Origin of the sequence: Ferrovum sp. JA12 (genome assembly GCF_001431705.1) — a bacterium.
Taxonomy (GTDB): domain Bacteria; phylum Pseudomonadota; class Gammaproteobacteria; order Burkholderiales; family Ferrovaceae; genus PN-J185.
The window spans coordinates 25,691-48,864 of the sequence record NZ_LJWX01000003.1 but is presented as its reverse complement, the minus strand read 5'-3'; the positions used below and the strand labels follow the sequence as shown (position 1 = coordinate 48,864).

Sequence of the window (23,174 nt, the reverse complement as noted above, 5' to 3'; positions counted from 1 at the left end):
GGTTATGTATTCTGTAAACACTCTTGCAGAGCATCATGCCAATTAGCAAGGCTGATGTCAAAGTGGTCCTTGAGTTTTTGGTTATTAAGACCACTCATGGCTGGACGCTGTGCAGGGGTTGGGTATTGGCTGGATGGAATACCCGTCACTCGTGCTGTGGTGGGCGCTAGAGCAAAAATAGCTCGGGCAAAATCATACCAAGTGGTGAGTTGTTGATTACTCATATGATAAATACCCCGATGCTGATCTATGGCTTTTAATAATGAAGGTTGCTGTGCCAGGGAATCAATGATGGCAAAAGTTGCCCGTGCCAGGGAATAGGTCCAGGTGGGGCTACCCCACTGATCATTGACGATCCGTAACTCATCGCGCGTGGCGCCAAGTTGCTGCATGGTGGTTAAAAAATTGCGGCCAGTCAAGCTATAGACCCAACTGGTTCTAAAAATGAAGGCCGGGCAACCGCTTTCTAGTATCCCGACTTCTCCTTGACGTTTAGTGCGGCCATAGACATTTATGGGGTCAGGCTCATCCTCTTCCGTGTAGGCACTATCTTTTTGCCCATTAAATACATAATCGGTGGAGTAGTGAATCAGGGCGCAAGCATGGTGGCTACAATATTGAGCAAGGAGCATCGGGGCTTCGGCGTTGACTTGATAAGCGAGCTCCATCTCCACTTCAGCACGGTCTACGGCAGTGTAGGCGGCAGCGTTGATAATCAGGTCGGGTTGGATGCGCTCCAAGGTGCGCAGTGCCGAGGGCATGTTAGCCAAATCCAACTCCGCGCGCCCAAAAGCAAACAGGGTGCCAAGGGGAGTGAGTGTGGTGGCTAGGCTTGAACCAAGTTGTCCTTGGGCACCGGTAATCAGTATTTTCATGGGCAGGATAAAAAAAATAAGTAAGGACAGAAACACTACTATTTTAGTGTAGAATTGTGTTTTTATGTTCGGGAATTCGTAGTATGTTACAAGGTAGTCTTGTGGCCATTGTAACTCCCATGAAAGACGATGGGGAGTTAGACTTTGATGCATTAACATCGTTGATAGATTGGCATATTGATGCGGGTACAGCGGGTATTGTGATTGTGGGAACCACGGGAGAATCGCCCACGGTGTCTGTGGCAGAACACAAGGCCTTAATTGACATCACCGTCAAGCATGTGGCGGGTCGCGTTGCGGTCATCGCCGGCACAGGGGCTAACTCCACTCAGGAAGCCATTGAGCTCACGCGCTTTGCGCAACAGGTTGGGGCGGACTACAGTTTGTCAGTGGTGCCCTACTACAATAAACCGACGCAGCAGGGCATGTATGAGCATTTCAAGGCCATTGCTGAAGCGGTTACCATTCCTATCATTCTTTATAATGTGCCAGGGCGTACGGTGGCTGACCTGGCCAATGATACAGTGGTGCGTTTGTCGGCCATTAAAAATATTGTGGGGCTTAAGGACGCTACGGCGGATTTATACCGGGCCAGTGATTTATTTGATCGTCTGCCAGCGGATTTTGCTTGCTACACCGGTGATGACGGCTCAGCCGCCGCCTTTATGCTAATGGGCGGGCATGGCGTGATTTCTGTCACGGCCAATGTGGCCCCCCAATTGATGGCCGACCTCTGTCGCCATGCTCTGGCGGGTGATGTGGCTGCCACGCGAAGAATTAATAACAAGCTTCTAGGACTCCACCGAGATTTATTTGTTGAAGCCAACCCGATTCCTGTTAAATGGGCGTTGGCGGAAATGGGGCGCATGGGTCAGTATATCCGTTTGCCCTTGACACCGTTGTCAGAGGCGCACCATCATTTAATCCGTGCCGCCTTACAACGAGCAGAAGCGATTTAATTGAGAGATACAGAGTGATTAAAAGGATAATTATGGGGTTACCACGCAGAATAGGTCAGTTAGAACGAGGGGGAATGGTTTTACTGGTTTGTGTGTTGTCTGCCTGTTCCACCACTAACAGCACATTATTTAAATCGAAAAAAGTGGATTACCAAAGTGAAGCAAAAACACTGCCACAGCCGAATTTAGATGTCCCTCCTGATCTCACCCCGGCGCAAGAGGATGATCGCTACAGTGTGCCAGGTGAAGATACCCAAACTTATTCGCAGTATCAAAAAAAGCAAAAAAACAACCCTACAGAAGCAGTTAGCGCAGGCACCCAGCAGGTGTTACCGAAAACCTCTTCCTTGGTCAGCATTGAGCGCGATGGGGCGCAGCGTTGGCTGGTGATTCATGAGTCTCCACAGGTATTGTGGCCAAAGTTGCGGGATTTTTGGATGAAAGAAGGGTTTACCCTGACCTTGGATAATCCAAAAATTGGCATTATGGAAACCAATTGGAATGAAAACAGTGCTAATTTGCCGCAGGATTTTGTGCAACGGATGTTAAGTAAAGTGATCACTAACCTCTATTCCTCCTCCTTGAGAGATCGGTTTAGAACACGTGTTGAGCAGGGCAAAACACCAGGTACTGCGGAGGTTTTTATTACTCACAAAGGGATGGAGGAGGTTCTCAGTAATGATGCTTCCACCTCAGTGTGGGAAGCGCGACCCGCTGACCCTGAGCTCGAAGATGAGTTCATTCGCCGCTTGGCATTGAGTCTGGGTGTTCAGCAACCTCTGATTGATAAAGAAATTAAACAAGATAAGCAAATAGCGCTTCAAGCTAAAAAGAACAATGCTGTCGTGAAAGAGCAAGCGATAGGGGATGTTTTAACCTTAAATGATCCCTTTGATCGCGCTTGGAGAAGTGTGGGCTTGGCTTTGGATCGCGCTGGGTTTACGGTGCAAGACCGTGATCGAGAAGAGGGAGTGTATTATGTTCGCTACACGGATACGGAGGGCGTACTCGCCAAGAAACCCGGTTTCTTTGATCGTTTGGCCTTCTGGCGTTCAGAGGATAAGTCTAAAGAGACGCAAACTTATCGAGTGAAAGTTGTCGCTAAGGGCGTGGGTGCCCCCTCGGAAGTATTGGTTCGAAACGAATTGGATCAACCAATCCCCAAGGCGCTTAATCAAGAAATATTGAAATTGATTAAAGATCAGTTACAGTAAAGAGCATGCGTTTTGCCTCACTGGGAAGTGGTAGTGAAGGAAACGCCTGGCTGATTGAGTCCACTAACACATGCTTGATGTTAGATTGCGGGTTTTCAGTGAGCGAAGTAGTGCGTCGCATGATAAGACTCGGTAAATCTGCGCAAGATATTACAGCGATTTTAGTGACCCATGAACACAGCGATCATTTGTCGGGGGTCGCCCGTTTTGCAAAGCGCTTTAATATCCCCGTTTATGCCAGCTTTGGCACACTCTCTTTTTGTCGTGAAGACATGCCTGAGGAGTTGTGTCATGAGTTGTTCAGTGATGATCCCATTATTATTGGCGATATGAAGGTCACTCCTTTTTTAGTCCCCCATGATGCACGGGAACCCTTGCAATTTGTTTTTGACGATCAGCTAAAGCGTTTGGGCATTGTCACCGATGTCGGTCATGTGACGCAGCATATGATCCAATGCTTATACAATCTTGATGCCCTTGCCTTGGAAAGTAACCATGATGAGCAGTTACTGTTACAAGGATCCTATCCGCGGCAACTAAAAAATCGAGTGGTGGGTGAGTTTGGTCATTTAAGTAATGATCAAGCAGTGGATTTATTACGAGAGTTGAATGTTAATCAGCTCTCCCATGTGGTAGCAGCCCATTTAAGTCAAGCTAATAACCGACCTGAAATTGTTCGTGAGTTATTTATGTCCGTGATCCAGGATGAGAAACGTTTTGCTATGGCAACACAACAAGAGGGGGTAGATTGGCGCCAATGTTGAGGGAAGTGATGGTGGATAGCTGGGTAACAACAACGTGCGCGGTGCCACGTTAAACAACAGTGGTAAGACTTTATTTCAATAGCCGATTAGGTGAATTAAAACTCTGCAACAAAGAAAAGGGGTGTAGTCATTCAACTACACCCCTAACCTATTGACTAGAAAAGCTTATTTCTTGTCAGCGGGGGCTGCTGCAGGAGCGGCTGCGGCTGGTGCTGCGGGAGCAGCGGCAGGTGCTGCAGCGTCAGCGGCAGGTGCTGCAGCGTCAGCGGCAGGAGCGGCGGCTGGTGCTGCGGCGGGAGCTGCTGGAGCGGCGGCGTCGGTTTTAGGAGCTTCTGGCTTGCTGCAAGCTGCCAGCGCTACGGCAAATAAGGCAGCGATAATGAGATTTTGTTTCATGGTTTAGTTCCTATCGATAGTTAATGAAAATCAGAGCTTGTAAAATTCTATAATCTTACTACAAAAATTATAGAGTTAAATTTGTTGCTTTGCAACTAGAAGAAATGAAGCCATCCTTGTTCATGCCAAGCATGTAATAATCCCGTCAGCGCTTTGGGTTGCTTGTTTTTTGGTTGAGGACGAAGCCTCTTGTCATCAGCTAATTGGATTAATAGTGCGAGATCATTACCGCTCAGGCTGAGGACCTCACCGTTAATAAAACAACGGGACTGATAAAACAATAGTTGTGTTCGTCGGTCAAGTCGGAGACTTTGCTCGCTCCAGCGACGGGTAAATTTTTGTAAAGACAGAGACTGGGTTGCTCCGTCAAAATATACCGTCGCTTTGGGCTCACTCAAATAGCGTCCCACCATATCAACCACTTCTTTTTTACCCCATTGTATTTTTTGCGTGATGCGATGCACTTGCTGGATAAGTGGTTCGGGGAGTTTAGCGGGGTGAGACGGTCGGGTTAAATCGGGGTCTGTGTAGGCCCCCGTCACCTGTAATTCATCGCGAAGATAATCGAGCATGGCATTGACCCATTCTTGATGGGTCGGCGCCCTAAAACCGATGGAATAGGTGAAACACTCGGTGAGTGCGACGCCGTGATGTGCCCAAAGAGGGGGAAGATAAAGCATGTCGCCTGCTTCTAAATCCCAGGATTGTTGTGCCTTAAAGCGTTGCAATAGCTTCAGAGATTGGTTGGGACGCACAGCAAGATCAGAGGTCTTGGCAATTTCCCAGCGCCTGATGCCATAGCCTTGTAACAAAAACACATCATAATGATCAAAATGAGGGCCTACCCCACCGCCAGGGGTCGCGTAGCTGACCATGATATCATCGAGTCTGGCGTAGGGAATGAAACGAAAATCCTGTAGGAGTTGATCGGCCTCCTCTTGCCAATGGTTTAAAGATTGAATTAACAGCGTCCAGTTGGTCTCTCCAAGATCCTTTAAATCAATGGGACGAAAGGGGCCTTGATGACAGGTGTACTGACGGCCGTGACGCAGGATGAGGCGGGCTTGCACATCGGGATGGGTGGCTAGTTTTTTGATTTCTTTGACAGTCAGATAACCCAGGAAATCGGGAATGGCTTGGTGAAATAAGTGGGCTTTTTTTTGCCAATATTGTTGTAAAAATGTGTTAACTGTTAAAGAACCCAGTAGGTTGTTAGCCATAAACTTGTTTCCCGCATGACAATGTTTTTACCATATGATACAGGATGGTTATCAAGAGGTTAAACTAATCGATATCAAGGAGAGCAACATGTTGAAAAGTGGTGATAAAGCGCCTTCTTTTGAATTACCTGATGCCTCCATGGAAATGGTATCCTTAGCGCGCTTTAAAGGAAAAAATAAAGTTGTTCTGTTCTTTTATCCTCATGATAGTATGCCTCAATGCGCCGATGAGGCCATTAACTTTAGTGACCGTGAAGAGGATTTCTTGGAATTCGGTGCTGTGTTAATTGGTGTATCGCAGGATGATGTGATGTGTCATGCGGATTTCTGTGAAGCCAATGGCTTAAATGCTAAGTTACTCTCTGACGTGGATGGTGAAGTGTGTAAGCGTTATGGCGTCTTACATGAAAAAAATACTGATGGTTTTAAAAGAACCTGTGTGGATCGAGTCACCTATATCATTGATGGTCAAGGAGTGGTGCGCTACGCTGTGCCAGCGGCATTGCACGGCAAGGAGCATATTGCTGAGGTATTAAAACTAGTGAAGGAGTTAAATTAAGTATGCAAATTTGTAAAGATTCAGTGGTCACTTTGAGCTACACGCTAACTGATGCAGACGGGACACTACTCGAGCAGAGTGATCCCAGTATTAGTTACCTACATGGTGGCTATGACGGTATTTTCCCCATCGTAGAAGAAGCTCTAGAGGGCCAAGAGGTGGGCTATGAGTGCACCATTACCATGTCTCCTGATGAGGCCTTTGGTGAGTATGATGAGAGTCTACAGCGCATGGAGCCCCGTCATTTATTCCCGCAACACGTCAAAGTTGGCATGCAGTTTGAAGGGCAGCCTGAAGGGGCGGACGAGGATGAGACGGTGTTATATACGGTCACTGAAGTGACGGAAGATAAAGTCATGGTGGATGGTAACCATCCTTTGGTAGGAAAAACCCTCACCATCAATTGTAAAGTGGAAGGAGTCAGAGTCGCCTCGGAGGAGGAGCTCACCCATGGTCATGTTCACGGCGAACACGGTCACCATCACTAATATAGGTCAATGTCCTCACGCCAGCGATAGATGAGATCGAGCGCTTGGCGTGCGGACAATTGATTGGGATCTAAGCCCTTTAATTCCTCTATGATAGGAGAGTTGGCAAAAAGCTCCTGTTGTCTCATTGGTCCAGGAGGCTCTTGCGTCAGGGACAGAGGACGAGAGCTTTCCAGAGCCTTTAATTTAGTGCGTGCCAGTTCAATAACAGGCCGTGGAACGCCAGCGAGGCGTGCCACCTGTAAGCCGTAACTTTGCGAGGCAGGTCCCTCCTCTAGGCTGTGTAGAAATACAATATGCTCACCATGTTCAAGGGCATCAAAATGAACATTCACCACCCCGTCTACTTCACCAGCGAGTTCGGTTAATTCAAAATAATGGGTTGCGAACAAAGTCAAGCAGCCAATGCGTTGAGCCAAGTCTAGGGCAATGGCGTGAGCTAAGGAGAGTCCATCGTAAGTGGAGGTGCCACGACCAATTTCATCAATTAACACAAGACTCTTCGCCGTAGCGCGGTTAAGAATGGTGGCGGCCTCTGACATTTCAACCAAGAAAGTAGAGCGGCCAGAAGCCAAGTCGTCATTGGCGCCAATACGAGTAAAGATTTGATCGACGAGGCCAAGGGTGGCATGGCTCGCGGGGACAAAGGAGCCCACGTGAGCGAGCAGAGTAATTAAGGCGCATTGTCGCATGTAAGTGGATTTGCCGCCCATGTTAGGGCCGGTGATCATCAGTAAACGGCGTTGATGATGGAGTGCCACTGAGTTGGCAATAAAGCGTTCCACCTGTTGCTCCACCACCAGATGGCGTCCTTGAGTGATATGGATGCCCTGTTCCTCTGTCAGGATGGGTTTCACCAGATTAAGGTGAATGGCTTGGTGTGCCAGTGTGGTCATTACATCAGAGGTGGCCACCAGAGAAGCTAAGGTTTTGAGTGGCGTCAAGTATTCTGTTAACTGATCCACCAGCTGATCAAACAGGTATTTTTCACGACTCAAGGCACGCTCATTGGCATGTAGGATTTTTTCTTCAAAAGCACTGAGATGCTCTGTGGTGTAACGTTCACTGTTTTTCAGGGTTTGCCGACGTTGATAATGGACTGGGACTCGATCGCTATAGGAGCGTGAGACTTCAATAAAAAAACCATGAACCCGATTGTATTCGACACGCAGCGTGGGGATGTTAGTGCGCTCTTTTTCTGCCAACTCCAAGTCGATCAAGAATTGTCCTTGATCTTGTTGCAGCAGGCGTAGTTCATCTAAGTCACTGTCATAGCCCGCGGCAATCACTCCCCCGTCTTTGAGTGATACGGCGGGCTCATCCTTAATCGCCCGCTGCAAGAGATTGAGCGGGGCGCTGGGAAGAGCTTGGATTTGACTAATAAAGCTTGAGAATAATTGACGATTGACTTGGCCCAATAGAGCGCTCACAGTGGGCAACAGGCTCAAGGATTCTCTGAGAGCGCTTAAGTCTCTGGGGCGAGCCTGCTTTAACCCCAGGCGGCCCAAAATCCTCTCGATGTCAGCAATATGCTGTAGGGTTTTTCTGAGGTCTTGTAAAGCCTCTTGGTGTTCGGGGGCCACCCATACTTCAATCCATGCTTGACGCGCTGTAATTTGACTGAGATCACGTAAGGGATGGTGTAACCAGTGGCGCAATAACCGTCGTCCCATGGGATTTTTACAGACATCTAACACTGATAATAATGAGGGGCTGTGATGCCCTGACTGAGTTTCTGTGATTTCTAAATGACGACGGGTGTTAGGATCCATTTGGACAAAGTCCGTGGCGTTCTCAACACGAAGGGAATGAATAATGTGTTGGGTGTGTTTGTGTGTGTGTTCAATATAATAGATTAACGCGCAGGCAGCGCCATGGGCTAAGGAGAGGGAGGCTGCGCCAAAGCCATTGAGGTCAAAGACCCCCAGTTGTTCACATAACATTTTTTGTCCGCGTTCCCTATCGAAGTGAAAGTGCGGCCGCGTGACGGTGTAGTGTGAGTGATGGGTAAAGGGCAGAGTGACCCCCTCGGGTAGCAGGATTTCAGCAGGAGCAATGCGCTCTAAGGTGGAGGCAAGATCACTAATGTGGTGTTCAGTTAAGGTCAATACCCCAGTTAATACATTTATAACCGCCAACCCCATTTGTGCTGTGTTGATCCAGACAGAAGCTAATAAGGTATCTTTGTCATCCTCCAGCAGGGAGGATTCTGTGAGGGTCCCCGGCGTGATGATTTTTACCACTTCTCGTGCCACGGGCCCTTTACTGGTGGCCGGGTCCCCCACCTGCTCACAAATGGCCACAGATTCTCCAAGACGAACCAGTTTAGCAAGATACTGTTCAGCCGCATGCACAGGAACCCCTGCCATAGGAATAGGTTGCCCCGCCGACTGGCCACGTCGGGTAAGAGTAATATCTAATAAACGGGAGGCTTTTTCTGCATCATGAAAAAAGAGTTCATAAAAATCCCCCATACGATAGAACAAAAGGTATTCCGTATGCTGCGCTTTAATTGCCAGATACTGGGTCATCATTGGGGTGTGCTGTGGTGAGTTCATTAATTCGTTACAAAGGCAATTTGTGGCGTGTTGGAAATAAAAACATAGACATTTTTACCAAAGAAAAAGGGCAATCCCCAATCAAAGGAGTTATTGAACTGGGCAAGTTGCGTGCCTGCCAAATTGTCTAAGGCGTAGGCGTTACTAGGATAATTTTGCGGGTTGCTGACAGAAAACGGAACAGGGCTTGGCGTGCCATTGGCTAAAGTGATTTGCGCAGTGAGACTGAGTGGGGTGCTGGGGCAGTAAAAGCCAAACCAGGCAGTGCCTTGAGGGCACTGGGGGATAGCTAAATTAGTGTTAAAAAACAATCCATTAGAGCCACTGTCAATAAAAGAAGAGGGGTAGTTGATGTTGTTTAAGTTTGAATTAAAGTAGTTATAAGCATTGGGGGTGATCACAGAGGCGTTGCTGGGTAGAGTGTTATTAGTTTGGGTGTTAATACCAAAGATCAGTTGACCCGTGGCGCTGGCAGCGCCAGTGGTTGAGTTGATGGCAGGTAAGTTAATGATGACGCCGTTGTGATCAACAAGAAAATTGCTAACGGGATTGACTACCACAAAACCGGAAGTGAAGGAGGCCGTGATAGGGGTGCAACTTCCCTGGGTGGCACAGGTGTAGTACATCCCATAGTCCCCATCATTAATTTGATCGCCAATGCCTAATACTCCATTTGAACCAAAAAGGGAGGGAGATTGGAGGGCAGTGCCCGCAGCACAAGTAGAGGGAACGTTAGTGTAGAGGGGAGAAGTCAAAACATTGACGGGAATGTTGCTGGCTGTCTCTCCGGCAATGGATACGTCTAAATTAACCACTGGGCCATAGGTGTAACCATCGGCAAATTGCACACATTCGGTGAGGGAGCCTTGATTAATCTGGTTGGCGTTAGGGAGTGTAAAGCTCGTCACTTGATTACTAAAAATTCTAAGACCATAGGAGCCTGTATCCACGAGAATGTGATTAATCGTTTGGCATTGGCTGGTACTGCCGGGTAAGCATACTTTGACGCTCACAGAGGGAATATTGACGTTATTGGAGAGTCCACCATCGACAATAATAGGGGTGACGTTTTGCCCCTGGGCAGGGTTGGTTAGAGTAATGCTTGACATGGTGGAGGCTGCGGAAGATCCGCCGCCACCGCCACCTCCACAGGCTGCCAATAAAAACGTGGTGCTCAAGATAAGTAGATAGCTGAGAAGGGATGAAAGTGATTGCATGGTTATTGTGTTACTGAATATTGTTAATAGAAAACCCTGAAGGGAAGCGATTACTCAAATAACTGGTTCCCCAAAAATCGCCCATGCGTCCATAGTTAGTGAGGGTGAATTCATTATCGATGAGTTGCAATTGACGATGACTTGTTCGATTGGAATGATTGAGGGCTTGCTCATAACGCGCATAATATTGATCGCCTAAGACAATATTTAGGTTAGGTAGAGCCGAGCCAAACCACAGTTGGGCAAATACCAAACCTTGGTAAACAAATTCTTTCAATACCATGCCCCGCGTGTTTTGCTGGATGATTACTAAATAAGGAACTCCCGTGGCGGTTTGTAAGGGTGTCTGATTCATGATGGTGTAAGGTTCGATTTGCGCCAAGGGAGCGGCGCCTAAGGTGGCCTTGGCTTGACAGGCTGCGCCAAGAGCTAAAGCAATAAAAATAAAATATAATTTTTTTATAATAATCATGGGTTTGTTATCCTTGGATCACTATTTTGCCACAAAGATGTTCGCCTAACCTACTGGTTTTGGCGTAAAATAGAAGGTTCTTCACTTTTGTACAACAGGGATGATTATGACTCAATCAATCGCATTAATAGGCCATTATATCCAAGGTCGTAGTGTTGCTGGAAACAGTGGACGTCAAGCAGAGGTGTTTAATCCTGCCTTAGGCCGTGTATCAGGGCAAGTGGCCTTGGCATCAGTGGATGAAGTGAACCAGGCTGTGGCCGCTGCGAAAGCCGCTTTTCCCGCCTGGGCAGGATTGTCCCCACTGCGCCGTGCGCGGGTGATGTTCAAGTTCAAAGAACTGATTGAAAAAAACCATGACCGTTTGGCTGAGATAATTACTGCGGAGCATGGGAAAGTGTTTACCGATGCCAAGGGCGAAGTAACCCGTGGGTTAGAGGTGGTGGAATACGCCTGTGGCATTCCGGAAATGCTGAAGGGGGAATACACAGAACACATGGCCACGGGCGTAGATGGTTGGACCATGCGTCAACCCATCGGAGTAACAGTGGGCATTACGCCCTTTAATTTTCCGGTGATGGTACCCTTGTGGATGCTTCCTATGGCCATTGCTTGTGGCAATACCTTTGTGTTGAAACCTTCCGAACGTGACCCTTCTGCCAGCTTGTTTATGGCACAATTACTCAAAGAAGCGGGTCTTCCTGATGGCGTCTTTAACGTTATTAACGGCGATAAGGTGGCGGTGGATGCGTTACTCCATCATCCAGATGTGGACGCCATTAGTTTCGTGGGGTCAACGCCTATTGCAGAATATATTTATCAAACAGGGACGGCTCAAGGCAAACGTGTGCAAGCCTTGGGTGGCGCGAAAAACCATATGGTGGTCATGCCTGATGCGGATTTGAATCAAACGGTTGATGCCTTAATGGGCGCCGCCTATGGCTCTGCGGGAGAGCGTTGTATGGCTATTTCCGTTGCGGTAGCGGTGGGGGACATTGCTGACCCATTAATTGATGCCCTGGTTCCTCGTATTAAAGAGTTAAAAGTGACTCAAGGCATGGATTTGTCAGCAGAGATGGGTCCCGTGGTGACGCAACCACACCGTCAAAAAATTCAAGGTTATATTGATACAGGGGTGAAAGAGGGGGCTCAGCTCGTGGTAGATGGTAGGTCCATTACGGTGCCGGGATTTGAAAATGGCTTTTTCTTGGGAGGCTCCTTGTTTGATCATGTGACCCCGGAGATGACCATTTATCGTGAAGAGATTTTTGGGCCAGTGTTGTGTGTGGTGCGCGTTCCTCATTTTGCGGCGGCGCTAGAACTCGTCAATGGCCATGAGTATGGTAACGGAACCGCCATATTTACTCGTGATGGAGGTTTTGCCCGAGAATATGTATCGCGAGTCAAGGTGGGGATGGTAGGGGTTAATGTTCCTATTCCAGTGCCCATGGCTTTCCATAGTTTTGGTGGTTGGAAGCGCAGCCTCTTTGGTGATCATCACGCCCACGGTCCCGAGGCGGTCCGTTTTTATACCCGTCAAAAAGCCGTGACCCAACGTTGGCCAGCAAGTATTGAGGCAGGTGCCCAATTTGCTATGCCAACCCTGAAATAAGAGGATTGTTATGCATCCTATGCTGAATACAGCAATTAAAGCGGCGCGCCGTGCAGGCAGTATTATTAATCGCGCCGCTCTTGATATAGATCGCTTAAAAATTGCCAGAAAAGGCCCGGCGGATTATGTCACAGAAATTGATAAGGCCGCTGAAGAGGCAATTATAAGTGTTCTACAGGAAGCCTATCCTGACCATTCTTTTTTGGGTGAAGAGTCGGGCGCTCTGGGGCAATCGGAGTATCAATGGATTATTGATCCCATTGATGGAACCACTAACTTTTTACATGGGTTTCCGATGTATGCGGTATCCATTGCCCTCTCTGTGAGGGGGGTCATCACTCAAGGGGTTATCTATGATCCCCTTAAAAATGACCTCTTTACCGCGACTCGCGGTGCGGGAGCTTTTCTGAATGAAAGACGCCTTCGGGTGAGTGCGCAAACCAGAATGGAAGACGCGTTGATCGGTTCAGGATTTCCTTACAGCAGCATGGATAATCAGGAGCGGTATTTGCGCATGCTCGCTGTGGTGATGCGTGAGAGTGCAGGCATACGTCGCCCGGGATCGGCGGCGTTAGATTTGGCCTATGTGGCGGCAGGTCGATATGATGGTTTTTGGGAGTTAGGCTTAAAACCCTGGGATATGGCAGCTGGAGTGCTGCTCATTCAAGAGGCCGGTGGTCTCGTGACGGATTTAGAGGGTGAGCAACGTTATTTGGAGACCGGACATGTTGTGGCCGCCACGCCTAAGATTTTCTCGCAGTTGTTAAGTTTAGTTACCAAAGCTTAATTGATCCCATGAGTTACTTGAGCGGGTTAGAAAATATCCGTGTTGTCATGTGCCAGACTACCCACCCGGGTAATATTGGAGCGGCGGCGCGGGCCATCAAAACCATGGGCTTGCACCAATTGGTGTTAGTTCAACCCAAATGTTTTCCGCACCCCCAAGCGAGTGCCATGGCCGCTGGGGCTGATGATGTGCTGGCAGAGGCTCGTGTTGTCGATAACCTGGCAGAGGCTCTTGTGGGATGCACTTGGGCGGTGGCCATGACGGTTCGAGCAAGGGATTTGTCCCACGAACACATTTCAATTCAAGACTTTACGCAGCGTCTACCGAGGGAAGTGAGAGCGGGCCAGGTGGCTGTGGTATTGGGTACTGAAATGTCAGGCTTGACCAATGCCGAATGTGACCTGTGTCATGTGCTGTGCTCTATTCCCACCGACCCCCAGTTTGGCTCTTTGAACGTGGCCGCTGCGGTGCAAATACTGTGCTATGAGGCACGCATGGCCTTAATGGAAAAACAGGTAACAGTCGCCCAAGAGATGTCTCCCTTAGCCAGTCATGAGGAAGTGGAATATTTTTATGGGCATCTTGAGGATGTCTTATTACATCAAGGATTTTTAGACCCTGCCAATCCTGGGCGGTTAATGACCCGATTGCGTCGGTTGTTTGGCAGAGTAAGATTAGAGCATGAAGAGGTCAATATTCTTCGTGGTATGCTCAATGCATTGGTTCCTGATAGAAAAACTGTGGGTAGTGATCGATCTGCGGCTGGCAGTAATCGTTAATATTGGTGAATAAAAAATATGGCAATATGGTCTAGAGTATGTGAGCAAATTGACATTGTCTTTGACAGAGATCCCGCAGTCAGGAGTCGCTGGGAAGTGATTTCGTTGTATCCTGGTTTCCATGCCATTATTTTGCATTGGTTAGCGCATTCATTATGGCAACAACATTGGTATTGGTTGGCCCGCTTTATCTCGCAATTATCAAGAGGCTTAACTGGCATTGAGATTCATCCCGGTGCGAAGGTGGGTAGACGGGTATTTATTGACCACGGCATGGGGGTGGTCGTGGGTGAGACGGCAGAAATTGGAGATGATTGCACCCTCTATCAGGGGGTTACCTTAGGTGGCACATCATGGCAAAAAGGGAAACGTCACCCGACTTTAATGAGAGGAGTGATTGTTGGCGCAGGAGCTAAAATTATTGGGCCCATCACGATTGGTGAAGGGGCGAAGGTGGGATCCAATGCCGTGGTGGTTAAGGCAGTGCCTCCAGGTGCGACGGTAATTGGCATTCCAGGGCGGGTGGTTGAAGAAGACTTATCGCTGAAAATGAAAAAAGAAGCCATGCCCTTCAGCGCTTACGGCCCCACCGACAATGATAAGGATCCTTTGGTGGTAGTGGTTAACCAATTAATGCAACAGTATCATGATCTTGAAGCCAAGAGCCAAGAACTTTCAAAGCAATTGGATAGTCTTAATAACTCTAAGGGAAACTAATAATTATGGCTATTACTTTAACTCCAGCAGCAGCCAAGCACGTTCGGCAAGCTTTAGATAAACGCGGCAGTGGGATAGGTTTACGTTTCGGTGTTAAGCAGTCCGGTTGCTCCGGTTTGGCTTATGTATTGGATTATGCCGATCAAGCGGGACCGGAAGACCTGATTTTTACGCAACCTGGCAACGTAGCGGTATTAGTAAAACAAGCTGACCTTCCTTTTATTGATGGCACTGAACTCGATTATTGCAAAGAGGGCATCAACTTCGCTTTTAAATTCAATAATCCCAATGTTGCCGACTCCTGTGGTTGTGGAGAAAGCTTTACTACCCGTGCCCACAGCGTTTAAAACGAAAGAGTAAGAATGGTCAAGCAAGTGTATTTTGCGCCTCATGGCTCGGCAGATGCCTTTTATTTTGCCGAAAAAATCAGCGAACACCGTCCACTTGTTATCTTCACAGAGAATGTGGCCCATGCCCAGCGCCTCATGGAGGAGATTAAGTGGCTTAAGCCTGAGGCAGGGGTTTACTTTTTTCCTGACTGGGAAACCCTGCCCTATGACCATTTTTCTCCTCATCCTGATCTCATCTCTGAGCGTTTAGCCACCCTCTGGCAGTTTAGCCAACAGCAATTTGATGTGGCACTCATTCCCGTTGCCACCGCCTTAAATCGTCTGCCTCCCCATGCTTATTTGGCAGCACGAACTTTTTTTATTCAACGTAAACAAGACTTTGATCGTAACGCTTTTCAAGAGCAGATGTTAATAGCGGGGTATACCCATGTGGCACAGGTACTGCGCCCGGGAGAATACTGTGTGCGGGGTGGCTTAATTGATTTATTTGCCACCGGCAGCATCTTGCCTTTTCGCATTGAATTGATGGATACAGAGGTTGAAAGCATACGCACCTTTGATGTGGATACACAGCGTACTCTCTATCCTGTCAATGACATCCGCTTATTACCAGCCCGGGAGTTTCCTATCGATGAGGCGGGCAGAAAAATGTTTCGCCAGCGGTTCCGCGATCGCTTTGAGGGAGATCCTTCGCGCTCTGATTTTTATAAAGATGTGAGTAATGGTTTAGCTCCGGGTGGCATTGAATATTATTTGCCCCTGTTTTTTGAGGAAACCGCTACGATTTTTGATTATTTACCTGGGACCAGCACCGTTTATCTTTGTGCTGACGTGGCAGAGGTCATCCAATCTTTTTGGCAATCTGTTAAACCTCGTTGGGAATTATTAAAAGGTAATCGTGCTCATCCAATACTCGAGCCCCGTGAATTATTTATCTCTGAAGAAGAGTTTCATCAAGCGCTCAACAATTACCAGCGTATTGATATCATCATGCGCCCTTCAAAGGCGCTGACGCATCAGCAAGCGTTAACTCGCAGTGACCCTTTGCCCCCCCTCTGCGTCAACCGACGCGATACCGATCCCATTAAACTGTTAAGAGAGTTTGCACAGAACTTTGATGGGCGCTTAATTGTCATGGCGGAGAGCCTTGGTCGACGAGAGAGTTTATTGACACTGCTGAGCGAACATCATTTACCCGTTACCTCTCTACAGACTTGGCAAGAGGCCATTCACGCTCCCCATCAACTATCACTTCTCGTGGGTCCTATTGCTGCAGGGTTTATTTTCAAAGATGAACGCTTAGCGCTTATTACTGAAGCCGAGTTATTTGCCAGTCAAGTTCGTCAGGTACGCCGTCGACAGGGAACCAGTCGTTCCACCGATTCTCTGTTTAAGGATCTGTCGGAAGTTAAAATCAATGATCCCGTGGTCCATTTGGACCATGGGATAGGACGATTTTGTGGCCTCGTGAATCTCGATTTTGGGGAGGGGATCAATGAGTATATGCAGTTACAGTACGCGGGAGAGGATGTTTTGTATGTACCCGTTACGCAGCTGCATTTAATCACCCGTTATACAGGTGGGTCACCAGAGCAGGCTCCTCTTCATAAACTGGGCAGTGGTCAATGGCAGAAGGCCAAGACAAGAGCTGCTACGAGAGCTCGAGATACCGCTGCAGAATTATTAGATTTATATGCCAAACGCTTAGCGCGAGAGGGTTTTGCTTTTCCAGTTAAAGATCATGATTATGAGGCCTTTAGCGGGGGATTTGCCTTCGAGGAAACGCCTGATCAATTGGCGGCCATAGACGCGGTAATGACCGATATGCGCTCTGGCAAACCTATGGATCGGTTAATTTGTGGCGATGTGGGCTTTGGTAAAACGGAAGTGGCTATGCGCGCTGCTTTTCTTGCGGTAAGTGCTGGAAAGCAGGTGGCTATCCTTGTCCCCACCACGTTGCTCGCCGAGCAACACTTTAACAATTTTTCTGATCGCTTTGCAGACTGGCCTGTGAAAATAGCTGAGCTATCACGTTTTCGCTCCAGTAAAGAGGTGGCGGTCAGTTTGGCGGGCATTCGCCAAGGAACCGTTGATATTGTTATCGGTACCCATAAACTCATTGCCGAAGAAGTCAAATTTGCTAATTTAGGTTTAGTGATTATTGATGAGGAACATCGTTTTGGTGTGCGTCAAAAAGAGCGCCTTAAGGCTTTGCGCGCTGAGGTGGATGTCTTAACCTTAACTGCCACTCCTATCCCTAGAACTCTCGCCATGTCACTGGAGGGTCTGCGAGATTTTTCTGTTATCGCCACGGCTCCGCAAAAGCGCCTCGCCATTAAAACCTTTGTTTACCCCTACAGTGACGCTCTGGTTCGCGAGGCAGCGTTACGTGAACTCAAGCGCGGGGGGCAGCTTTATTTTCTGCATAACGAAGTGGATACCATTGAAAATATGCGTGATCACTTAACCCGTTTACTCCCTGAAGCACGAATTGCTGTGGCCCATGGGCAGCTCAGAGAAAGAGAGTTAGAGCAGGTTATGAGAGATTTTTATCATCAACAGGCTAATATTCTGTTGTGCTCAACAATTATTGAAACGGGCATTGACGTACCCTCTGCCAATACCATTTTAATTCACCGGGCCGACCGTTTTGGTCTTGCTCAATTACATCAATTACGCGGTCGGGTGGGTCGCTCCCATCATCAAGCGTATGCTTATTTATTGACCCCTCCCAGTGATGCATTGACGGCTGCAGCAAAGAAGCGTTTAGAAGCTATTCAAATGATGGAAGAGTTAGGCTCAGGTTTTTATCTCGCCATGCAAGACTTGGAAATTCGCGGGGCAGGAGAGGTGCTGGGAGACTCGCAAAGCGGGGACCTGATCGAGGTGGGGTTTTCTTTATACAATGATTTATTGACACAAGCGGTGAAGGCCCTGAAACAAGGCACCAATTGGGATATTGAGACACCCCTTAGTGTGAATACAGAGATTAATTTACATGCTCCAGCACTCTTACCCAGCGACTATTGTGGTGATGTGCAAGAGCGTTTGATCTTATACAAACGCCTCTCAAACTGTGAGGATCGTGATAGTTTGGATGAATTGCGTATTGAGTTGATTGATCGCTTTGGTTTGCTCCCAGAGGCGGCACAATTACTGTTTCACTGCCACGCGCTGCGCCTGTTAGGCCAACCCTTGGCCGTACAAAAAATTGACGCCAATGATGAGAATATTGTGTTGCAGTTTGGCAAGGATACTCCTCTGGAGCCACAGGATTTGATTTTACTGCTACAAAGAGATGGACGCTATCGTCTGTCAGGCCAGGATAAACTGCGTGTAAACCGTGTGAGTCACTCGCCCCTCGAGCGAGTGACTCATATTAAAGAAGTGTTAGAGGATTTAGGTAAGCTTATTTTTAAACACTAACCACAGGAATGGTGCCAATTTTACTCTGCCATTTTTTGGGCCCCAAGTGGTGTATCGATTCACCAAGACTGTCCACGGCCACCGTGACGGGCATGTTCTCCACAGTAAACTCGTAAATCGCTTCCATGCCGAGCTCAGGAAAGGCAACCACTCTTGATGCTCGAATGGCTTTGGCCACAAGGTAAGCGGCACCGCCCACGGCAATAAGGGACACTGAGCGATGTTGACGAATCGCTTCAATGGCCACGGGACCTCGTTCAGCTTTGCCAATCATGCCAAGCAAGCCGGTTTGAGAGAGCATCATGTGGGTGAATTTATCCATGCGGGTTGCCGTAGTAGGGCCGGCAGGACCCACTACCTCATCGCCCACCGGGTCCACGGGACCCACATAATAAATAAAGCGCCCAGTAAAATCTAAGCCCTCTGGGAGGGGTTGCCCTTGGTTCAATAACTGTTGAATACGTTGATGGGCAGCGTCACGGCCGGTGAGTAATTTACCAGAGAGCAGCAAGGTGTCTCCTGGTTTCCAAGACTGTACTTCCGCGGCACTGATATGATCAAGATTCACATGGCGTGAGTTAGGCGATGGACTCCAAGTGACCTTCGGCCAGTCGGTTAAGGAAGGAGGAGTGAAAAGAGCGGGTCCCTCTCCTGTTAAGGTAAAGTGAATATGGCGAGTGGCGGCACAGTTTGGAATCATTGCCACAGGTAAACTCGCTGCGTGGGTGGGGTAGTCCAAAATTTTGACATCTAGAACCGTGGAGAGCCCCCCCAAACCCTGGGCCCCAATACCTAAGGCATTCACTTTGTCGTAAATCTCAATACGCAGTTCTTCGACGCGGCTCTTTGGACCCCGTTGTTTAAGCTCGGCCATGTCAATGGGTTCCATCAAGGCTTCCTTAGCCAATATCATGGCTTTTTCCGCGCTGCCTCCAATGCCAATGCCAAGCATGCCAGGAGGGCACCACCCTGAGCCCATGGTGGGCACCGTCTTGATCACCCAATCTACCACGGAGTCCGAGGGGTTCAGCATCACAAACTTAGATTTGTTTTCTGATCCTCCTCCCTTGGCGGCAATATCCACGCTCACTTCATTGCCCGGCACGAGACTCACATGAACCACGGCTGGCGTATTGTCTCGGGTGTTTTTTCTGGCGCCAGCAGGGTCTGACAGAATGGAGGATCGGAGCGGATTTAAGGGGTTGGTATAGGCTTGGCGAACTCCCTCATTCACAAGATGCTCCAGGCTTTTTTGGCTGTCAAAACGACAATTCATGCCCACCTTAACAAAGACCACCACAATCCCTGTGTCTTGGCAAATGGGCCGGTGCCCTTCGGCGCACATCCTTGAATTAGTGAGAATTTGTGCGATGGCATCCTTAGCCGCCTCAGACTCTTCGAGCTCATAGGCGTGTCCTAGGGCTTTGATATAATCCACAGGATGGTAGTAGGAAATAAATTGCAAGCTATCGGCGATGCTCTGAATGAAATCGTTTTCGCGAATAAGAGTAGTCATCAACTATACCTATATGAAGGTTAAATACTGATCTCACTACTATAACCCGCCTTAAAGTTTTATGAAAGGATCCTCAAAACCACTTTCTCATGGCTATAATGAACTGTTGATCCTAGGCACCCTAAACGCTTATGATTAATACATTAAAAAAGACTCATTGAAAACAATACATGGAGGAGGTTTATGTCTACCGAAGCATTATTACACGAAACCCGCGTCTTTCATCCAAGCCCAGAGTTTGTAGCGCAGGCCAATATTCAAGGGATAGAGCAATATCAAGCGCTATGTGATGAAGCACGTCGCGACCCACAGGGCTTTTGGGGACGATTGGCAAATGAGCATTTAGATTGGCATCAACCTTTCACCCGTGTGTTGGACGAGTCCCATGCTCCTTTTTATCGCTGGTTTGATGATGGTTTAATTAACGCCTCATACAATTGTCTTGATCGCAATATCAATAAGGGATTGGGTAACAAGACAGCGATTATTTTTGAGGCAGATGATGGCACAGTGACCCCTATCACCTATCAAGAACTTCATGCTCGGGTCTGTCGCTTCGCCAACGGTTTAAAGGCAAAGGGCATTAAAAAGGGCGATCGCGTTGTTATTTACATGTCCATGTCCATTGAAGGGGTCGTGGCCATGCAAGCTTGCGCGCGCATTGGCGCTACCCATTCCGTAGTATTTGGTGGTTTTTCTGCCAAGTCCTTGCAGGAGAGAATTGTTGATATTGGAGCGATCGCTCTGATTACCGCCGATGAACAGTTGCGTGGCGGTAAACAATTACCTCTCAAAAGTATTGTTGATGATGCCATCGCCCTGGGCGGTTGTGAGGCCTTAAAAACCGTGATTATTTATCGCCGTACTGGCGGAGCGATACCCTTTGTGGCAGCTCGTGATGTCTGGTTCCATGAGGTGGAAAGTGGCCAAAGTGATCAATGTGAACCCGAGTGGGTGGAGGCTGAGTATCCTTTGTTTGTGCTCTACACGAGCGGTTCCACGGGTAAACCTAAGGGTGTGCAACATGCCACTGGGGGATATTTATTATGGGCCCTGCTGACCATGCGTTGGACCTTTGATATTAAAAACCAGGATATATTTTGGTGTACCGCAGACATAGGCTGGGTGACGGGACATTCTTACATAGTTTACGGACCTCTGGCGGCGGGCGCCACGGAAATTGTTTTTGAGGGAGTACCCACTTATCCTAATGCGGGGCGTTTTTGGGATATGATCGCCAAGCATAAGGTGTCTATTTTTTATACCGCCCCCACAGCCATTCGTTCATTAATTAAAGCCGCTGACAGTAACCCTTCTGTTCACCCCAAGAATTATGATTTATCGAGCTTAAGGTTGTTGGGTTCTGTGGGTGAACCTATCAATCCTGAGGCGTGGATGTGGTATTACCGTCAAGTGGGTGGCGAGCGTTGCCCCATTGTGGACACCTTCTGGCAAACGGAAACAGGTGGGCATATGATTACCCCGCTACCCGGAGTGACTCCCATGGTACCCGGCTCTTGTACACTGCCTTTGCCCGGCATTGAAGCGGCCATCGTGGATGAGACGGGTCAGGATATGGCCGATGGCCAGGGTGGAATATTAGTCATTAAACGTCCTTGGCCGTCCATGATTAGAACTATTTGGGGTGATCCTGAGCGTTTTCGTAAGAGCTACTACCCTGATGAGTTAAAAGGATATTATTTAGCAGGAGATGGAGCGATTCGCGACAAGGATACCGGTAACTTTACGATTACCGGCCGCATTGATGATGTCCTGAACGTGTCTGGTCACCGTATGGGAACCATGGAGATTGAGTCAGCGTTAGTGGCCAATCCTCTCGTGGCTGAGGCAGCGGTGGTGGGGCGTCCTGATGACTTAACTGGTGAAGCCATTGTGGCCTATGTGGTGTTAAAACAAACGCGACCTGTTGGCGATCAAGCAAAGGCCATTGCTACGGAGTTAAGGAATTGGGTCGGGAAGGAAATTGGTCCCATCGCCAAACCCAAAGAAATACGCTTTGGTGATAACTTACCTAAAACGCGCTCTGGTAAAATAATGCGTCGATTGTTAAGAGTGATTGCTAAGGGGGAAGAGGTGACGCAGGATATCTCGACCCTGGAAAACCCGGCAATTTTGCAACAACTTAAAGAAAGCACCTAAGGAGGATACGCTCGGGTGAGGTTATTACATCGTTATCTTGCCCGAGAGGTCATATTAGGGACAGCACTGGTGTTTGTGGCACTGGTCTCGTTGTTTTCCTTTTTTGATTTCATTCATGAACTCAATGATTTAGGAAAGGGCAGCTATCTCATCACACAAATTGTGGTGTATGTATTGCTGGCGATGCCAAACCATGGCTATGAGCTTTTTCCGATCGCGGCTTTGATTGGTACTTTATATGGCTTGAATACCTTAGCTCAGCATTCAGAGATTACCGTGATGCGTGCTTCGGGGTTATCTAAGGCGCAACTTAACCGATCAATGATTCGAGTAGGGCTCTACTTTGTTGTGCTCGCCTTTGTGCTGGGTGAGTTGATTGTACCGGCTACTGAGGAGGCGGCCCAACAGTGGCGTTTAAAAGCCTTAAACAATTTTGTGGCAACTCAATTTCGCTCAGGTATCTGGGTAAAAGACAATGGCAGTTTTATTAATATACGAGAAATGTTGCCCGATAATTCTCTGCACGATATTCGTATTTATCGTTTTGATGACAGCCGTCATTTGAAGGAAATTTCACGGGCGCAAAGCGCAACCTTTATGGGCGAGCATAAATGGCGTTTGGTTGCCGTTCAGCATACCTTTTTTACGCAAGAAGGCGTTAATGTGAGTCGTGATGATGCAGAAGAATGGAACTCTATTCTATCCCCTTCAGTATTATCAACCTTGTTGGTTGAGCCTGAGCAGATGTCGTTGTGGAATTTATTTGGTTACATTAAGCACTTAAAGGAGAATAAGCAACAAACCAGTCGCTTTGAAATTGCACAATATAGTAAGTTGATTTATCCTTTTTCGATTCTCGTCATGATGATGCTGGCTATTCCTTTTTCCCTGTCAAGACCGCGTTCAGGTGCCGTGGGGACGCGCATGCTAATTGGTATTGGTTTGGGATTGACTTTTTATTTGCTCAGTCGTTTTTTTGCCTATCTTGGGCAGCTCAATAATTGGTGGCCACTCTTTAGTACGCTTACCCCAAGTGTCCTTTTTTTAGCGCTTGCCTATGGCCTAAACCGTTGGCAGGAACGACGTCTTTAACTAATACTACAAT

At 48.0% G+C, this 23,174-nt stretch carries 20 protein-coding genes; 13 read left to right on the top strand and 7 right to left on the bottom strand.

Going from position 1 to position 23,174, the window contains the following annotated elements:
- Nucleotides 1-2 precede the first annotated feature (2 nt).
- Nucleotides 3-875 (bottom strand): dTDP-4-dehydrorhamnose reductase, encoded by an 873-nt coding sequence (gene rfbD, locus FERRO_RS09785; RefSeq protein ID WP_056930708.1) that lies wholly within the window; start codon nucleotides 873-875, stop codon nucleotides 3-5.
- 83 nt (nucleotides 876-958) lie between these two features.
- Between rfbD and dapA the strand changes: the two genes are divergently transcribed.
- From dapA to FERRO_RS09770, 3 genes are read left to right on the top strand one after another with little or no spacing between them, the layout of a single operon-like run.
- A complete protein-coding gene (gene dapA / locus FERRO_RS09780) occupies nucleotides 959-1,834 on the top strand; it encodes a 4-hydroxy-tetrahydrodipicolinate synthase (RefSeq protein ID WP_056930707.1) in 876 nt (291 codons plus the stop codon).
- Between the two features lie 32 nt (nucleotides 1,835-1,866).
- Nucleotides 1,867-3,048, top strand: coding sequence for an outer membrane protein assembly factor BamC (bamC, locus tag FERRO_RS09775; protein WP_056930706.1), 1,182 nt, complete (start codon nucleotides 1,867-1,869; stop codon nucleotides 3,046-3,048).
- A 5-nt stretch (nucleotides 3,049-3,053) separates the two neighbouring features.
- Nucleotides 3,054-3,812: an MBL fold metallo-hydrolase gene (locus FERRO_RS09770; RefSeq protein WP_056930705.1), complete on the top strand. Its 759-nt coding sequence runs from the start codon at nucleotides 3,054-3,056 to the stop codon at nucleotides 3,810-3,812.
- A gap of 165 nt (nucleotides 3,813-3,977) precedes the next feature.
- Here the strand turns inward: FERRO_RS09770 and FERRO_RS09765 are convergent, their stop codons facing one another.
- Together FERRO_RS09765 and FERRO_RS09760 are read right to left on the bottom strand one after the other, a co-directional pair.
- Nucleotides 3,978-4,208: a hypothetical protein gene (locus tag FERRO_RS09765; protein ID WP_056930704.1), complete on the bottom strand. Its 231-nt coding sequence runs from the start codon at nucleotides 4,206-4,208 to the stop codon at nucleotides 3,978-3,980.
- Nucleotides 4,209-4,303: 95 nt separating this feature from the next.
- Nucleotides 4,304-5,428: a cupin domain-containing protein gene (locus FERRO_RS09760; RefSeq protein ID WP_056930703.1), complete on the bottom strand. Its 1,125-nt coding sequence runs from the start codon at nucleotides 5,426-5,428 to the stop codon at nucleotides 4,304-4,306.
- 88 nt (nucleotides 5,429-5,516) lie between these two features.
- Between FERRO_RS09760 and FERRO_RS09755 the strand changes: the two genes are divergently transcribed.
- Both FERRO_RS09755 and FERRO_RS09750 read left to right on the top strand, forming a co-directional pair.
- On the top strand, nucleotides 5,517-5,987 hold the full coding sequence (locus FERRO_RS09755; RefSeq protein WP_056930702.1) for a peroxiredoxin: 471 nt from the start codon (nucleotides 5,517-5,519) through the stop codon (nucleotides 5,985-5,987).
- A gap of 2 nt (nucleotides 5,988-5,989) precedes the next feature.
- A complete protein-coding gene (locus FERRO_RS09750; protein ID WP_056930701.1) occupies nucleotides 5,990-6,475 on the top strand; it encodes an FKBP-type peptidyl-prolyl cis-trans isomerase in 486 nt (161 codons plus the stop codon).
- On the opposite strand, the gene mutS is transcribed toward FERRO_RS09750, so the two are convergent.
- From mutS to FERRO_RS09735, 3 genes are read right to left on the bottom strand one after another with little or no spacing between them, the layout of a single operon-like run.
- Complete coding sequence (gene mutS, locus FERRO_RS09745; protein ID WP_056930700.1) at nucleotides 6,472-9,033, bottom strand: DNA mismatch repair protein MutS; 2,562 nt, start codon at nucleotides 9,031-9,033, stop codon at nucleotides 6,472-6,474. The two genes, FERRO_RS09750 and mutS, sit on opposite strands and share 4 nt — an antisense overlap.
- Entirely contained in the window at nucleotides 9,033-10,250 is a 1,218-nt protein-coding gene (locus tag FERRO_RS09740; protein WP_056930699.1) for a DUF3443 family protein, read from the bottom strand. The genes mutS and FERRO_RS09740 overlap by 1 nt, the downstream gene beginning before the upstream one ends.
- Before the next feature lie 10 nt (nucleotides 10,251-10,260).
- Nucleotides 10,261-10,722: a DUF2844 domain-containing protein gene (locus tag FERRO_RS09735; RefSeq protein ID WP_056930698.1), complete on the bottom strand. Its 462-nt coding sequence runs from the start codon at nucleotides 10,720-10,722 to the stop codon at nucleotides 10,261-10,263.
- Between the two features lie 106 nt (nucleotides 10,723-10,828).
- Here FERRO_RS09735 and FERRO_RS09730 point away from each other — a divergent pair, with 106 nt between their 5' ends.
- From FERRO_RS09730 to mfd, 6 genes are read left to right on the top strand one after another with little or no spacing between them, the layout of a single operon-like run.
- Entirely contained in the window at nucleotides 10,829-12,334 is a 1,506-nt protein-coding gene (locus FERRO_RS09730) for a CoA-acylating methylmalonate-semialdehyde dehydrogenase (protein WP_056930697.1), read from the top strand.
- A 10-nt stretch (nucleotides 12,335-12,344) separates the two neighbouring features.
- Nucleotides 12,345-13,121: an inositol monophosphatase family protein gene (locus FERRO_RS09725; protein WP_056930696.1), complete on the top strand. Its 777-nt coding sequence runs from the start codon at nucleotides 12,345-12,347 to the stop codon at nucleotides 13,119-13,121.
- Between the two features lie 8 nt (nucleotides 13,122-13,129).
- Nucleotides 13,130-13,900 carry an RNA methyltransferase gene (locus tag FERRO_RS09720; protein WP_056930695.1) on the top strand — a complete coding sequence of 257 codons (771 nt, stop codon included), beginning with the start codon at nucleotides 13,130-13,132 and terminating at the stop codon, nucleotides 13,898-13,900.
- A gap of 18 nt (nucleotides 13,901-13,918) precedes the next feature.
- On the top strand, nucleotides 13,919-14,617 hold the full coding sequence (gene cysE, locus FERRO_RS09715) for a serine O-acetyltransferase (RefSeq protein WP_082601292.1): 699 nt from the start codon (nucleotides 13,919-13,921) through the stop codon (nucleotides 14,615-14,617).
- 5 nt (nucleotides 14,618-14,622) lie between these two features.
- A complete protein-coding gene (locus tag FERRO_RS09710; RefSeq protein ID WP_056930694.1) occupies nucleotides 14,623-14,964 on the top strand; it encodes a HesB/IscA family protein in 342 nt (113 codons plus the stop codon).
- Between the two features lie 15 nt (nucleotides 14,965-14,979).
- The gene (mfd, locus tag FERRO_RS09705; RefSeq protein ID WP_056930693.1) at nucleotides 14,980-18,393 is read left to right on the top strand and encodes a transcription-repair coupling factor; all 3,414 of its coding nucleotides are present in this window, start codon (nucleotides 14,980-14,982) and stop codon (nucleotides 18,391-18,393) included.
- On the opposite strand, the gene FERRO_RS09700 is transcribed toward mfd, so the two are convergent.
- Nucleotides 18,383-19,909, bottom strand: coding sequence for a fumarate hydratase (locus FERRO_RS09700; protein WP_056930692.1), 1,527 nt, complete (start codon nucleotides 19,907-19,909; stop codon nucleotides 18,383-18,385). The genes mfd and FERRO_RS09700 overlap by 11 nt on opposite strands.
- A 183-nt stretch (nucleotides 19,910-20,092) precedes the next feature.
- Here FERRO_RS09700 and acs point away from each other — a divergent pair, with 183 nt between their 5' ends.
- Together acs and lptG are read left to right on the top strand one after the other, a co-directional pair.
- On the top strand, nucleotides 20,093-22,069 hold the full coding sequence (gene acs, locus FERRO_RS09695) for an acetate--CoA ligase (RefSeq protein ID WP_056930691.1): 1,977 nt from the start codon (nucleotides 20,093-20,095) through the stop codon (nucleotides 22,067-22,069).
- A gap of 15 nt (nucleotides 22,070-22,084) precedes the next feature.
- Entirely contained in the window at nucleotides 22,085-23,161 is a 1,077-nt protein-coding gene (gene lptG, locus FERRO_RS09690; protein WP_056930690.1) for an LPS export ABC transporter permease LptG, read from the top strand.
- Nucleotides 23,162-23,174: the final 13 nt, after the last annotated feature.

What these genes read in the sequence shown, in the direction of transcription:
- rfbD (WP_056930708.1), bottom strand. Translation starts at nt 875, where the DNA reads ATGAAAATACTGATTACCGGTGCCCAAGGACAACTTGGTTCAAGCCTA.
- dapA (WP_056930707.1), top strand. Translation starts at nt 959, where the DNA reads ATGTTACAAGGTAGTCTTGTGGCCATTGTAACTCCCATGAAAGACGAT.
- bamC (WP_056930706.1), top strand. Translation starts at nt 1,867, where the DNA reads ATGGGGTTACCACGCAGAATAGGTCAGTTAGAACGAGGGGGAATGGTT.
- FERRO_RS09770 (WP_056930705.1), top strand. Translation starts at nt 3,054, where the DNA reads ATGCGTTTTGCCTCACTGGGAAGTGGTAGTGAAGGAAACGCCTGGCTG.
- FERRO_RS09765 (WP_056930704.1), bottom strand. Translation starts at nt 4,208, where the DNA reads ATGAAACAAAATCTCATTATCGCTGCCTTATTTGCCGTAGCGCTGGCA.
- FERRO_RS09760 (WP_056930703.1), bottom strand. Translation starts at nt 5,428, where the DNA reads ATGGCTAACAACCTACTGGGTTCTTTAACAGTTAACACATTTTTACAA.
- FERRO_RS09755 (WP_056930702.1), top strand. Translation starts at nt 5,517, where the DNA reads ATGTTGAAAAGTGGTGATAAAGCGCCTTCTTTTGAATTACCTGATGCC.
- FERRO_RS09750 (WP_056930701.1), top strand. Translation starts at nt 5,990, where the DNA reads ATGCAAATTTGTAAAGATTCAGTGGTCACTTTGAGCTACACGCTAACT.
- mutS (WP_056930700.1), bottom strand. Translation starts at nt 9,033, where the DNA reads ATGAACTCACCACAGCACACCCCAATGATGACCCAGTATCTGGCAATT.
- FERRO_RS09740 (WP_056930699.1), bottom strand. Translation starts at nt 10,250, where the DNA reads ATGCAATCACTTTCATCCCTTCTCAGCTATCTACTTATCTTGAGCACC.
- FERRO_RS09735 (WP_056930698.1), bottom strand. Translation starts at nt 10,722, where the DNA reads ATGATTATTATAAAAAAATTATATTTTATTTTTATTGCTTTAGCTCTT.
- FERRO_RS09730 (WP_056930697.1), top strand. Translation starts at nt 10,829, where the DNA reads ATGACTCAATCAATCGCATTAATAGGCCATTATATCCAAGGTCGTAGT.
- FERRO_RS09725 (WP_056930696.1), top strand. Translation starts at nt 12,345, where the DNA reads ATGCATCCTATGCTGAATACAGCAATTAAAGCGGCGCGCCGTGCAGGC.
- FERRO_RS09720 (WP_056930695.1), top strand. Translation starts at nt 13,130, where the DNA reads ATGAGTTACTTGAGCGGGTTAGAAAATATCCGTGTTGTCATGTGCCAG.
- cysE (WP_082601292.1), top strand. Translation starts at nt 13,919, where the DNA reads ATGGCAATATGGTCTAGAGTATGTGAGCAAATTGACATTGTCTTTGAC.
- FERRO_RS09710 (WP_056930694.1), top strand. Translation starts at nt 14,623, where the DNA reads ATGGCTATTACTTTAACTCCAGCAGCAGCCAAGCACGTTCGGCAAGCT.
- mfd (WP_056930693.1), top strand. Translation starts at nt 14,980, where the DNA reads ATGGTCAAGCAAGTGTATTTTGCGCCTCATGGCTCGGCAGATGCCTTT.
- FERRO_RS09700 (WP_056930692.1), bottom strand. Translation starts at nt 19,909, where the DNA reads ATGACTACTCTTATTCGCGAAAACGATTTCATTCAGAGCATCGCCGAT.
- acs (WP_056930691.1), top strand. Translation starts at nt 20,093, where the DNA reads ATGTCTACCGAAGCATTATTACACGAAACCCGCGTCTTTCATCCAAGC.